This is a genomic window from Bacteroidales bacterium (assembly GCA_035299085.1).
GTDB lineage: Bacteria > Bacteroidota > Bacteroidia > Bacteroidales > UBA10428 > UBA5072.
In genome coordinates this window covers 16,204-29,116 of sequence record DATGXG010000024.1, presented here as the reverse complement: position 1 = coordinate 29,116, position 12,913 = coordinate 16,204, and the positions used below count along the sequence as shown (strand labels likewise).

Annotated in this window: 12 protein-coding genes; 7 read left to right on the top strand and 5 right to left on the bottom strand. The window is 40.5% G+C overall.

All coding sequences use genetic code 11. The features are described 5' to 3' along the window. Window positions 1–30: 30 nt before the first annotated feature. From VK179_06670 to VK179_06650, 5 genes are all read right to left on the bottom strand, one after another. Complete coding sequence (locus VK179_06670) at window positions 31–429, bottom strand: hypothetical protein (GenBank protein ID HLO58406.1); 399 nt, start codon at window positions 427–429, stop codon at window positions 31–33. Window positions 430–471: 42 nt separating this feature from the next. Next, the gene (locus VK179_06665) at window positions 472–1,713 is read right to left on the bottom strand and encodes a PAS domain-containing sensor histidine kinase (protein HLO58405.1); all 1,242 of its coding nucleotides are present in this window, start codon (window positions 1,711–1,713) and stop codon (window positions 472–474) included. A 183-nt stretch (window positions 1,714–1,896) separates the two neighbouring features. Further along, window positions 1,897–2,580 carry a TrkA family potassium uptake protein gene (locus tag VK179_06660; GenBank protein HLO58404.1) on the bottom strand — a complete coding sequence of 228 codons (684 nt, stop codon included), beginning with the start codon at window positions 2,578–2,580 and terminating at the stop codon, window positions 1,897–1,899. A gap of 10 nt (window positions 2,581–2,590) precedes the next feature. Next, complete coding sequence (locus VK179_06655; protein HLO58403.1) at window positions 2,591–4,387, bottom strand: potassium transporter TrkG; 1,797 nt, start codon at window positions 4,385–4,387, stop codon at window positions 2,591–2,593. 104 nt (window positions 4,388–4,491) lie between these two features. Beyond that, entirely contained in the window at window positions 4,492–5,052 is a 561-nt protein-coding gene (locus tag VK179_06650; GenBank protein HLO58402.1) for a DUF6144 family protein, read from the bottom strand. A gap of 128 nt (window positions 5,053–5,180) precedes the next feature. On the opposite strand from VK179_06650, the gene VK179_06645 reads away from it, so the two are divergent. The 7 genes from VK179_06645 (at window position 5,181) to VK179_06615 (ending at window position 12,906) form a co-directional block, all read left to right on the top strand. Continuing rightward, a complete protein-coding gene (locus tag VK179_06645; GenBank protein ID HLO58401.1) occupies window positions 5,181–7,280 on the top strand; it encodes a PAS domain S-box protein in 2,100 nt (699 codons plus the stop codon). Window positions 7,281–7,290: 10 nt separating this feature from the next. Then, window positions 7,291–7,932 carry a response regulator transcription factor gene (locus VK179_06640; GenBank protein HLO58400.1) on the top strand — a complete coding sequence of 214 codons (642 nt, stop codon included), beginning with the start codon at window positions 7,291–7,293 and terminating at the stop codon, window positions 7,930–7,932. 115 nt (window positions 7,933–8,047) lie between these two features. Further along, complete coding sequence (locus tag VK179_06635; GenBank protein HLO58399.1) at window positions 8,048–8,323, top strand: histidine kinase dimerization/phospho-acceptor domain-containing protein; 276 nt, start codon at window positions 8,048–8,050, stop codon at window positions 8,321–8,323. 68 nt (window positions 8,324–8,391) lie between these two features. Next, a complete protein-coding gene (locus tag VK179_06630; GenBank protein ID HLO58398.1) occupies window positions 8,392–8,790 on the top strand; it encodes a response regulator in 399 nt (132 codons plus the stop codon). A gap of 26 nt (window positions 8,791–8,816) precedes the next feature. Then, on the top strand, window positions 8,817–10,817 hold the full coding sequence (locus tag VK179_06625) for a methyl-accepting chemotaxis protein (GenBank protein HLO58397.1): 2,001 nt from the start codon (window positions 8,817–8,819) through the stop codon (window positions 10,815–10,817). A 16-nt stretch (window positions 10,818–10,833) separates the two neighbouring features. Next, window positions 10,834–11,301 carry a chemotaxis protein CheW gene (locus VK179_06620; protein ID HLO58396.1) on the top strand — a complete coding sequence of 156 codons (468 nt, stop codon included), beginning with the start codon at window positions 10,834–10,836 and terminating at the stop codon, window positions 11,299–11,301. Window positions 11,302–11,337: 36 nt separating this feature from the next. Beyond that, window positions 11,338–12,906: an MASE1 domain-containing protein gene (locus VK179_06615; GenBank protein HLO58395.1), complete on the top strand. Its 1,569-nt coding sequence runs from the start codon at window positions 11,338–11,340 to the stop codon at window positions 12,904–12,906. Window positions 12,907–12,913 lie beyond the last annotated feature (7 nt).

The window sequence follows — 12,913 nt, the reverse complement described above, 5'->3', positions numbered from 1 at the left end:
TAGACTAACAAATAAAAGCTATGTCTGTTTTCAGATACGGAGAACACAGATTGCAGCAGAATCAACAGAGGTAATAAGGTCATATCCCGGTGGATTCTCTGGTCTTTTTTTTAACGAAAAAGAAAGAAGATCAGTAATATATTGAACCGGAACAGCGGTTACTGCCGGAGCCAGTAAAAGGGATATAAAAGAAGGAGAATAATCATTATCAACCGTGTACACAGTGATTCTATCATCACAGCATTCTCTGGAAAACACAGGCACATGAGATGCTGAGCGGGAATGCTCCATTCCGCAATCAGCTGTTTTGCCGTTAAGTGAAATAATTGTTTTCGACAGGTTTCCCTGGCAGTAATGCGCAGCTATAGTGAAATGCATGCCGCTTACAGCAAGCAACAGGGCAATCACTATGGTAGAAACTTTCTTCATTTAACAGCGATGACGATACAAAATTAATACAAACTTTATTAACTATATAATAAATGTAAAATTACTTCCCTTTCCAGGTTCACTGGAAACGGATATGCTGCCGCCATGCTTTTCAACAAAATCCTTACATAACAATAAACCAAGTCCTGAGCTTAGCTCACCTTCGGTTCCAAGCCGGTTTATCTTATTGTCTATTTTGAAAAGCCTTTCCATAATACGGGCATCCATTCCTATCCCTGTATCTTCACAGGATATTTCAATTCTTTTTTGATCGATCGACCTGGCTGATAGTGCGATGCTGCCTCCCCGGCAGGTAAATTTAATTGAATTGGAAAGTAGGTTCCTGATTATGGTCTGAAAAGCATTTTCATCAGCATACATTTTCAGCTTATCGTTGATCTGAACTGAAACGGATATTTCTTTTGAATGTGCCGCCTGTTTCAAATCGGCAATGGCGCGGTTCAGATGCGGTTTTATTACCATCCATTGAGGATTGAATGGAACCGTTCCCTGTTGATTCCCTGCCCACAACAGCAAATTCTCCAGAAGGCTGTATAAATTAAGTGCTGAAGAATTAATTGTTACGGCGAACTGTTGCATTTCATCCGCATTCATGTTTTTTGCTTTACGCGACATTAATTCGGTAAGACCAATAAAAGCATTGAAGGGACTGCGCAAATCATGCGCTATAATTGAGAAAAATTTGTCCTTTTCGGAATTAATCACACGGAGCTCTTCATTCTTCTGTTTGATGTTTTGTTCAATCTCCTTTCTTGCCGAGATATCACGCATCATTCCGATTATTTTAGATGGGATCCCGGTTTCGGTAAAAAACAAGCGCGATGAAAGCGAACATTGCAAAATTGAGCCATCCTTGTTTTTAAGCGTTATTTCATAGTCTCTGAGTTCTCCGGTTACTTTTATCAATTCAAAAAGTACGTCTCTCATGTGTGTGTCATTATACAAAGCATACACCGATGTTCCGATAAGTTCCTCACGGGTATACTGACCTTTTGAAAATTCCCGGATAGAGGGACTTACTTCCAGAATGGTACCTGTGGCGTTTACCTCATAGTAAACATCCTGCACATTCTCAAATATTGTCTTATACCTTTCTTCACTTTTACGGATACTCTTTTCAGCTTCATGATACACTGAAAGTACTTTTCTGAATGGTTTAAAAAAAGCAAAATATAAAGCCGGGAAAAGCAGCAAAACAAGAAGAACCGAGTCAATCAGTCCGTATTCCCAGATATTGAGATTGAATTGGTTGAGAAACAACATGATTACCAGTTCGCAGAAAAAGACTGAGAACAGTAAAACAGAGAAAAGATATAAAAGCGAATTTTGCTCTTTAATGCGCATACCGGATATTCTGAAAACCCCGATTATACGCCGGTTAATTGAATGAGTTAACGGGGGACCGGTGATTTGCCTTACTGGCTTTGTTGATATTCAGCAAGGAAGTTACATTCTCATGAAATTCATGATCTCTTTTTTACTTCCCTGGATAACCAGTCTCATCCCGTTTTCCAGAAGCATTTCAGGCTTGCATTTGTTTACACTGATCGCAACCCATTTTTCAGGGAGTTGCCGGGACCCTTTGGGGTCGGGAAATTTAAGCGATACAATGTCGATTCCCTGGATATTTGTCTTGTCTACTTCATCGAGTTTTTTGCCGATCCATTCTTCAGGAAGGTTGATTTCAGCAATCTTCAATTCATCCGTAATGCTGAAAATACTGATTACACCTGTCATTATGAGTTTTTCTGCGAATACAAATGCCGTATCATATTCAGGATTGATCGTGTTCGTAACGCCTATTGCATTTAAAACCGTTTTATGAATAAGGGAGCTTTCACGTCCGTAGAGGTTGGTAACTCCCAGCTTTTTAAGCAGTGCCGTTGTTTTCACTGATGAACCGAAATCATCACCGATGCAAACGATTACCATATCACAATCTTTCAACGGCAGGGTTTTCAATGCATGGATATCGGTAATATCCATACTGATGGTGTTTGTAATCACATCCTTGAAAAACTCAACTTTTTCAAGTTCTTTATCAACACCAATTACATCATGGCCAAGTGCTGTAAGTCTTTTTGCCAGCGAAGCGCCGAAATTACCAAGTCCGATCACAATAAAATTCATGATGCCGTAATTAAGTTATTACAATATTCTCTTTCGGGTATCGGTAAACAGAAGTCTTTGTCCTGCGGATAAAAGCAAATAGCAGGGTAAGAATGCCCATTCGCCCCATAAACATCAGCAACACAAGAATAAATTTCGAAGCATCCGTGAGGTAAGGTGTGATACCGAGTGAAAGGCCCACGGTTCCGAAAGCCGATACGCATTCAAAAAGTATTTTAAGAGCTCCTTTTGAGGGTTCAATTATATATATCAGCAGAGCAGAACAACCCAGAAGGATTATGGAAAGGATTATAATCGCAAATGCCCTGTCAACGGATCGCTCATGGATTTCCCGTCCGTGAAACTCGATGTGGTTTTTCATCCGGGCAATTCTGAAAACATTCAAAATGGCAATAGCAAAAGTACTTGTTTTAATTCCGCCTCCTGTTGAAACCGGACTGGCCCCTACCCACATGAGGAATATGGTCATTACAATGCATGCTACTGACAGCCTCCCCATTTCTACTGTGTTATAACCGGCAGTGCGGGGAGTAACGCTGCCAAAGAAAGAATGTGCTATTTTACCTGCTATGGGCATTCCCTGCAGGGTATTATCTTTTTCAAACACATAAAAAAGGATTGTGCCGATAATGATCAGGAAAATCGTAGTATAGATGACAAGCCTTGAATTAATATGGATCATCTTGGGTACAAAATCCTTCTTCTGACCATACCGATAGAAAGTAACAAGTCTTATAATATTGTATTTAAGATATTTATAAAAGTTTAAAAGAATCGGGAAACCAAGACCACCCAAAATGATCAGGAAGCCAAGGATGTAAAGTATCGACCATGTATTTCTGATCCTGTAATCATAGAGGTTATCGGTGAGTGTTGAAAATCCGGCATTACAAAAAGCCGAAACCGAATGAAAAACAGCGAACCGTACCCTGGATCCTATGGTAGTGAAGTATTGTATGTCAAGACTGAAATATACAAAACAAGCACCCATCGCTTCAATGATGAGGGTCAGGAAAATGATCTTAGCCAGTGTTTTTCGTATTTCAGCTACATTATTTTCACTGAAAAAGTCGCTCAGCACAAGTCTTTCTGAAAAGGAGGAGGCGCCTCCCTTGAAAACAAAACCAAAGAAGCTTGTAAATGTCATGATTCCGATGCCCCCGATCTGGATTAGAGTCAGAATTATGCTTTTCCCCAGGGAAGTAAATCGTGTAGCCGTGTCCACCACTGTAAGTCCGGTAACACAAATGGCACTTGTGGCAGTGAACAGCGCATCTATAAAAGAAATGTGTGAGGTTGTTGCATTGGGCAATTCAAGTAAGGCAGTACCCGTAATAATCAAAAGCACAAAACTTATCATGAAAAGCTGGGCAGGATTGAGTACCAACGCCACATTCCGTATATCAAAACGTGAGAACTCGAAAATAAAGAGACCCGCAACTAAAAATGAATAGAAATATTCATTGTTCAGTAAATGGATGTTCTTATCGAGGTTAAGAATGATGGCGAAAAAAAGAAATAATCCTAAAGCAGTGTATACAAAGAAGTCAGCGTGGAAACTTTTAAAGCCTATGCAAATTACGGAACGCAGTAAATACAGAACCGTTACAACGGATAACAGGGAGTAATAGAAATGGTAGTCTTTAAGAGTAAGTTCGCCCTGCTTTTCAAAACCCACTACCATAATGGCTTTAAATAAAAGGATAAGAAGAACAAAAAGATGAAGATATTCAATCAGCGGCCTTATGTTCTTATTTACCAGCCTTGTTCGATTCCGGGAGCCAAAGAAAGGTCTGTTGGCGTACATACAAATTCATATGAAAATGGCGCGCAAATATACATTGAAATAGAACCGGAAATACAGCCCAACGATTTTATTTATAACAATCTGTAATTAAGTAAACTGGTCATTCAATCGATTACAGTGATTTTGAATTTGCATGCTTTACCGCCTCTTTTCAATGATTCGAGAAGTTCAACGTTCACCTTTGCCGTGGTGTATCTTTCAAACATATAAGTGACATATCCTACCGAGCATTCACAATATAAACCGGATAGTCCTTCGGGCCCCTTTTCGACAAGCGGGCAAAGGCACCAGCCATCCTCTATTTTCAACCCGTCGGGATTTCCTTTGTATTCCCAGTAAATCGTGTTTCCTTCTATTCGGGCTTTAAGATTATTCGCGAATTCTTCAACCGGAATCTTATCGGTTGCCGAATTTTTGTCACCGTATGCTCCTTTTGCGCATGTTTCTCCCATTGTTCTAACCAGTTCGACCCGTGATTTTTCGTCGAGTTTGTCGTTCAGAATATCCATAAGCCGTTTCACATAAGTTTGCGCAAAGCGGTATTTTTCTTCACAGGGTGTTCCTTCGCTTAATGCCCGGTTGCAATTTGCCTTTGCGGCCGTTGTAAGCATTCCGGCACCAACGCAGGCACAGGCGCTTTTTGTAAGGAAATCTTTTCTTTTCATAATAATGTGCAGGGTTTTAGATGTCGTATTTAAGACAGTCCTGAACCCTGTTTCCCTATATTATATCATCTGTTTTTTGGCTTTAAGTTTATTCTTATTAACTTACATTAAAATATCTTATCATTATCATGAACCGGCTGCTTCAGATATGGAACCGGATTTCTTTCATCGGTACGCAAGGGCTTCCCGATCATGATAAGCGGATTATTATTATACTCAACCGGATTAACCTGTTCGGACTTACTGTGACCTTTCTCGGTTTTCTTTTCACTGTAACTGAATTATGGTTAAAGTATGGCAGCGCACCGGGAATAGGGGCATGGCGATTACTCCTGGTTTCACTATCCAATGTTTATTGTATCTACCTCGTTTCAAGGCGGAAGTTCAACATGGCAAAAATCCTGTCAGTAGTTTTGCCAGCTATTACTCTGATTGTATTTCCAACGGTATTTCATGAAATAAAAACGGAGTATTATTTTTATTATCCTCTGGCCAGTCTTACTCTCGGCATAATCACCCTGTTGATATTTCCAGATCATAAGGAACGGAAAACCCTGATTGCACTGGTGGGATTCTGTTTGTTACTTGCTTTCTTTTCCGATAACCTGCTTACTCTCTTTTCTGAAAGCCGGAAAATACCCGATTTTCTTTCGGGAAGGTATTTCTTTTATAAACTGGCGCAAAGCTTAATATTTATTTTCATCATTGTTACCATTTATGCACTGAAGGATTTGAATACCAGGTATGAGTTAACGCTGGCCGCATTAAACAAAGACCTGCAGCAAAACAACATCGAACTGGAGAAATATAAGGGCCATCTCGAGCAAATGGTGGAACTCAAAACTTCGGCACTTGTTGAGAGTGAATCAAAATTCAGGAACCTGTTTGAAAATGCAAATGACGTTATCTTCATCATGCGTGATGAGGTGATCGTGGATTGCAATTATAAAACAACTGAAATGTTTGGTTTAAATAAAACCGATATCATAGGGAAAACTCCATATGCCCTGTCACCACCATATCAACCTGACGGATCGTCATCCTTTGATTCGGCACGTGATAAAATTAAAACGGTCAGCCAGGGTAAATCGTTGCGATTTGAATGGAAACATAAAAGATCAGACGGCACTTTGATTGATACCGATGTATCATTGAACTGCCTCGAACTGAAAAGCAGAAAGTATCTTCTGGCCATTGTACGTGATATTACAGAAAGAAAAGAAGTGGAACAAGCCCTGATGGAAAGCGAAAAAAAATTCAGGACTATTTTTGACAAAAGTAAGCAGCCAATCATTATTGCCGATTTAAAGGGGACTATTATAACAGGAAACCGGGCGTATACTTATCTTTCAGGATATGACGCTGAAAAGCCGATGTCTCTGAAGGACATTATTCTTCCTGATCAGTATGATGAACTTGAAAAACGTTTGCGGATTCTTCTCACTCAACAAGATACCGGACCTGGCGAATGGAGGGTGAAATTCAGTGACGGCAGTCTACGCATTGTGGAGACCAATTCCAGCATAATGGAATACAATGGTGAAGATGCATTCCTCGTGTTGCTCCGTGATATAACCGATATGAGACAGGCTGAACAAAAAATCATGGAAGCGGTGATCCATACGGAGGAATCTGAAAGAAGCCGGATATCCCAGGATTTGCATGACGGACTGGGTCCGGTTCTTTCGACCATTAAGATCTATTTCCAGGTATACAGCGACACTACTGATGAGGTGCAGAGATCCGTTCTGATGGAGAAATTGAAAAACACAATTGAAGAGGCCATCCGGCTTATTTCGGAAATTTCGCATAATATAAGTCCCCATGTATTGCGGAATTACGGGTTCTATGCTGCACTGCGTGAGTTTACGCACCAAATTACATTAACAGGACTTGTAAATATCGAAATTACCTGCCCCGAAGAGTTTCCGCTGTCAGAAAATCATGGCATAACGTTATACCGGGCTATTACTGAATTAATAAATAATTCGGTTAAACATTCAGCGTGCCGTAGTATTAAAGTAAAGATCAGCAGGGATGGAGGGGAGCTTTGCATCCATTATATTGATGATGGAAAAGGCTTCGATCCTGATCGTATTGTAAATAAGAAACCCGGTGGGTCAGGATTACACAATATTCACGCACGTATCCAGGCTCTCAGGGGCCAGGTAAAAATCGAAAGTGAACCGGATAAAGGTATGACCGCTGTTCTGAAAATTCCTTTGTAAAATTTTTACCATGTATATGCCGCTTAATATTTCAATTGTAGATGATCATGAGCTCTTCAGGGACGGACTAAAGCTTGTGGTGAACCAGATATTTCCGGATGCACTTATTTCTGAAGCATCAAACGGGCAGGAATATCTTTCGAAAATCCGGAATCAAATACCGGATATTACTCTAATGGATATCAATATGCCGGTTCTGAACGGCAGGGAAACTACCAAACAGGCACTTGAACTGTTTCCTGACCTTAAAATAATTGCCGTTACCATGTTCGGAGAAGAGAATTACTGCATGCAGATGATCGAGTCCGGAGTGAAAGGCATTATTCTGAAAAAGTCAGGCAAATATGAGTTGGATAAAGCTATTCATGAAGTTCTTGACGGCGGTAGTTACTTCTCCCAGGAGATCATGAAAAAAATGGCCATGCGTATTAACCGCAATAAAGCAGGTAAGGAGCAATACCTTTCAGAACGCGAACTTGAAGTGCTTGTAAAAGTATGCAATGGTTTGTCAAACAACGAAATCGGCGATAAGCTGTTTATCAGTCCCAAAACTGTTGAAGTGCATAAATCGAATATTTTCAAAAAAACAGGCGTTAAAAACTCCGCTCAGTTGGTAATTTATGCTATCCGCAACGGGTATATAGAAATCTGATAAGGGTTTTCCCTTAGAAATTTTGGTAAATTACTTTAGCCGGTTTAGATAAGAACGGGTATTCCCCGTTCAATGCAACTGTATACTTTTGCCGTTCCTTAAACTAAAACAAGTTATGAAAAATATCCCGGCAGATCTTTTTTTGTCTTCCCTAAGCAATGGTGAATTTTGCTCTGCAATGAATCATGATGTTCGGAATTCGATGAATGCCATTATGGGATTTGCACAGATTCTCCATGAACAACCCGTTACGGATACTGAGACAAGGGAATATGCACAGATTATTTTCAACGAATCAAAGTATTTGCTTGAGTATTTTGACCGGATGATGAAAGTGGTCATGACCCTGCCTTCAGACAGCCGAAAAACAGAATGCGAAGCCTATAAATAAGGGAATACCCTTACTTTCTTTCAGATTATATCTTATGGCATCATTTTCAGTTGCACGTAAAATTCACCATGCGTGATGCAATTGAAATAGTAGTTGTTGATGATAATCCCATATTCCGGGAAGCCATTTTAACTATCCTGAAACGGAACGGATATAATCAGTTATCATTTTATGAATCGGGTGAAAAACTTATAGCCGGAATAAGCAGTGATTCCCATTGTATCATTCTGATGGATGTAGAAATGCCTGGATTAGATGGCATTCAGACGGCAGGATGCTTGAAATCAACCGGCCCGAATACCAGGCCAATCGCCATGACCATGTACGATCACACTGTACATATTGAAACCCTGAAAAAATCGGGCTTCCTGGGGATGGTTTTAAAATACAGGATTTTTGATGATTTAGCGAATATTATTGAAAAGGTTGTAAATAACCAACCTGCTTTTCCTTCAAATAGAAATTAATATCAATAAAAATGAAATGGAATAGTTTGAAAACCAGATTACTGGTGAGTGTGCTCGGATCTTCGATGGTTATATATTCAATGACCATAATGGTAATAACTCTTTCGGCACGGAAGAACGCCGTTAATTCAGCTTCCGAACTTACAGCCAGCAAATCGGTCGAAAAAGCAGCAGAGATGCGTATTTTCTTAAGCAGGCCACTGGAGTCTGCCAGGGACCTTGCTAACAGTTTTAATGCACTCAGGAATTCAGGCAACAGAAACAGGGAGTTTTATTCCGGCCTTTTAAAAGAAACCCTGTTAAAGAACCAGGACTACCTTGCCATTTGGGCTATGTGGGAAGAGAATGCTCTTGATAAAAACGACAGGGCTTATGCAGGAAAAGGTGAAAGCGGACGTTTCAACGTTACCTTTTATAAAGAAAATGGTGAAATAAAAAACGAACAGGTAGATGACAGCCAGTACAAGGAAGATTATTACCAGATACCTTTTAAAACCCAGAAGGAACTCATACTTGAGCCATATTACTATTCCTATGTGGACGACACGCTCAATATGTTTTATGAAACTACAATTGCGGTGCCTGTCATTGAAAATGGCAAAACGCTGGGTGTAATCGGGATTGATCTGAACCTGAAGAAACTTCCCGAAGTGTTGGGCAATATGCGCCTTTACCAGTCGGGTTACAGTATGCTTGTTTCAAACAACGGAATGATCGCTGCGCATACCGATGAATCGCTCATCAGTAAAAAGCTCTCATCAGCCGCGGATTTTATAAATGCTGAAATTCTGACTTCTATAAAAATGGGCAACCAACTTTCACGGAATGTGATTGCCAGAAATTCGGATGAAAACCTGATCGTTTCGGTTAGCCCGGTAACGGTTGGAAATTCATCCACTCCCTGGTCCCTGTGTACCGTTGTTCCAAGGAAAGAAACCCTTGCTATGGCCAATAGCGTTTTCATAAAAGCGTTGGGCATTGGTATTATCGGAATATTGTTATTGTTCATAGTGGTAGTTTACCAGAGCAGTAATTTTTTAAAGCCCGTAAAACATGCCATTGAAATTGCCAGGCAGATTGCAGAAGGAAATCTTTCGGTACATATCGATACTTCCAGGAAAGACGAATTGGGATTACTGAGTTGCGCTTTCAGGGATATGGTAATCAGACTGCGGGAAATTATAGCCAATGTAATTTCAGGAGCCGATCAGATTGCTGCAGCGAGCCAGCAATTGAGCAGTACTGCCCAGCTACTGTCTACCGGTGCCGGAGAACAGGCAGCCTCGGTTGAGGAAGTTTCATCCACAATTGAAGAAATGACATCCAACATCAGCCAGACAAGCGATAATGCCATTCAGACCGAAAAGATTTCCATGCTGGCTTACCAGGGAATGAAAGATGTGGCTGAAAGGTCTTATCAAACAGTTAATGCGGAACACACCATTGCCAATAAAATAAAAATCATTAATGATATTGCCTTTCAGACCAATATACTTGCTCTCAATGCTGCAGTGGAAGCAGCAAGAGCCGGTGATCATGGAAGGGGCTTTGCCGTAGTTGCGTCTGAAGTACGCAAACTGGCTGAAAGAAGTAAGATTGCCGCTGATGAAATAAACACACTTTCATCCACAAGTCTTGAACTTGCAGAAGGTGCGGGAAAACGGATGACTGAGATCATGCCGGAACTTGAAAAAACGACAAGAATGGTGCAGGAGATATCAGCTGCCAGCACTGAGCAATCGAATGGCTCAGTTCAGATAAATGAAGCCGTTCAGCAATTAAATCTTGTAGCGCAACAGAATGTTTCAGCCAGCGAGCAGATTTCTTCAAGTGCCGAACAGCTTGCTGCACAAGCAGAAGAATTGCAGGGTGTCGTTTCATTTTTCAGAAACGATACGGAAGTACATAAAACTTCTGAATCGAAAAAGATACCGGAGACTGGTCAAAAAGCTACCCGGAAATCAGTTAATAAGAAACCGGTGGTTGAAAAACCGGCTGAACTATCAGAGAATTTCGGACGATTCTAATTTAATCATATTCCTCATGAATGCACCAGATAAAGCACAGAATAAAAGCTATGTAACTTTTACTGCCGGGAAAGAGAACTTTGCCATTGCAGTGGACAATGTTCTTGAAATATTGCTTCAGGAAGAGCTTACCATAGTACCCGATTCTTCGGAGATGATTGCAGGCATTTTTAATTTCAGGGGAAATGTCGTCCCTGTTTTTAAAACAAGCAAAAGGTTTAACTACAAGGAAAGTGAAGAGGAAAAGATGGTCATTGTGATTGAACTTCATCATGAAAATAAAAATGTTCTTACAGGGCTCCTGGTTAACCAGGTCAATGATGTGGTTGAACTAAACCGGAAGGATATAAAGCCGGTACCGGAGATCGGATATAATCCTGATTTTCTCGAAGGCTATGCAGAAATCGACGGCAAATTTTCAATGATCCTTAATTCCGATAAAGTGTTTTCCTCTTCTGACATGCTGAGCGTTCAACCTGAGTAATATTTTTCTATCTTGCAGTGGATAGAATATACCTGATTGAGATCAACCCTGTTTAATAAGGAAACCCTCGGCAGTTTTTTACGGGTGAATGCATGGGCAATCGCCTATTACATTATAAATGTTTTCAGTCTTACGTACTTTGTTAATGAAGAAGGAGTTGCTATAGCCTGGCCGCCGGTAGGAATTTTCATATCGGCGATTCTGCTTTCCAAACCTAAAGAAAGGCCTTTTATTATCGGGTTGTTGTTTATGGCCGATTTTTTCGCCGATATGCATTACAGCATATCTATCAGTTCCAAGATATTTTATGCTTTCACGTCCACAGGCGATGCGGTATTAAGCTCCTGGATACTTCTAAGGTTCATTTCCAATCCTTTCCGGCTCAACAAAAGTACCAAGCTGCTCAAATACCTCCTGCTTTCGGTAGTTCTGTGTAACGGGGTGTTTTCAGTGATAGTGGGAGCCTATACAAGTACTATTTCGGATAGTAGTTTCCTGAGTAATTTCTTCTATTCTTGGGTGGCTGATGGTGTGGGAAATTTGCTTATTGTACCTTTTCTGACAGCCTGGTCGACCCTGTCAAAAAGTGATTTCAATGAAATGAAAATGAAGAGGTACCTTGAACTTGCCGCCCTCATGGCCACACTTTTTACGCTTAACATTCTTTCTTACCCTTATTACAAGAACGGCCTGTTGTTTACCTTCTTCATCAACTATCTTACTTTCCCATTTATAATCTGGGCCATTTTGCGTTTTGATATGAAAATTGTGACCCTTGTGCTATTGATGCTGGTAAGCGTGATGGTGTTCAATTTGAGGGTAAATAACGATGCATTCGTGCATTCTGCTCATACAAACTTCACTTTTTTCCAGCTTTATATCGCTTCAATAGTAGTTATTTCATTGCTGATTACAGCAATGAAAGCTGAACGCAACCAGGCCAATCTTGATCTTGTGGAGGCTGAACGGAAACTTCTCATCAATACGGCATTTATTGAAGAAAAGGAACGAAACCGTTATTCCCGCGAGTTGCACGACGGTCTCGGTCCCTTGTTGTCAACGGTTAAAATGTATGTTCAAAGCCTGTTTTATACAACTGATCTGGAAAGGATAAAACTTATTGCCCTAAAGAGCAATGAAAATGTAAAAGCGGCCATCCGAACGATGCGTGAGATAGCGCACGGTATTTCACCTTTTAACCTGAGTCAATATGGGTATGTGGGTGCATTACTCGATTTTATAGATGGAATTAACAAAATTGAACAGCTGAGCATCCGGTTCAATTACAATTCGAATACCCGTTACGATAATCTGAGTGAGATTATCCTTTACCGGATTACAACGGAGATGATCACCAATACAATGAAGCATGCCAATGCCTCCGAGGTTACAATTGATTATTCTTTTTCTGAGGACAATGGGATTGTAAATCTTTCATACCGCGATAACGGCAAGGGCTTTGATATGCAAAGGATTGATAAGACTGAAGGCGGGATGGGGCTTGATAATATTCAGCAACGTGTTAAAATGCTGCGCGGCCGGATTACAATGAACAGCGCAGTAGGACAGGGTACTACTTTCTTAATTGAATTCCCGGTAAACTAAAATAAAA

What these genes read in the sequence shown, in the direction of transcription:
- VK179_06655 (HLO58403.1), bottom strand. Translation starts at nt 4,387, where the DNA reads ATGTACGCCAACAGACCTTTCTTTGGCTCCCGGAATCGAACAAGGCTG.
- VK179_06660 (HLO58404.1), bottom strand. Translation starts at nt 2,580, where the DNA reads ATGAATTTTATTGTGATCGGACTTGGTAATTTCGGCGCTTCGCTGGCA.
- VK179_06635 (HLO58399.1), top strand. Translation starts at nt 8,048, where the DNA reads ATGAAAAATATCCCGGCAGATCTTTTTTTGTCTTCCCTAAGCAATGGT.
- VK179_06640 (HLO58400.1), top strand. Translation starts at nt 7,291, where the DNA reads ATGTATATGCCGCTTAATATTTCAATTGTAGATGATCATGAGCTCTTC.
- VK179_06665 (HLO58405.1), bottom strand. Translation starts at nt 1,713, where the DNA reads ATGTTGTTTCTCAACCAATTCAATCTCAATATCTGGGAATACGGACTG.
- VK179_06620 (HLO58396.1), top strand. Translation starts at nt 10,834, where the DNA reads ATGAATGCACCAGATAAAGCACAGAATAAAAGCTATGTAACTTTTACT.
- VK179_06630 (HLO58398.1), top strand. Translation starts at nt 8,392, where the DNA reads ATGCGTGATGCAATTGAAATAGTAGTTGTTGATGATAATCCCATATTC.
- VK179_06650 (HLO58402.1), bottom strand. Translation starts at nt 5,052, where the DNA reads ATGAAAAGAAAAGATTTCCTTACAAAAAGCGCCTGTGCCTGCGTTGGT.
- VK179_06670 (HLO58406.1), bottom strand. Translation starts at nt 429, where the DNA reads ATGAAGAAAGTTTCTACCATAGTGATTGCCCTGTTGCTTGCTGTAAGC.
- VK179_06645 (HLO58401.1), top strand. Translation starts at nt 5,181, where the DNA reads ATGAACCGGCTGCTTCAGATATGGAACCGGATTTCTTTCATCGGTACG.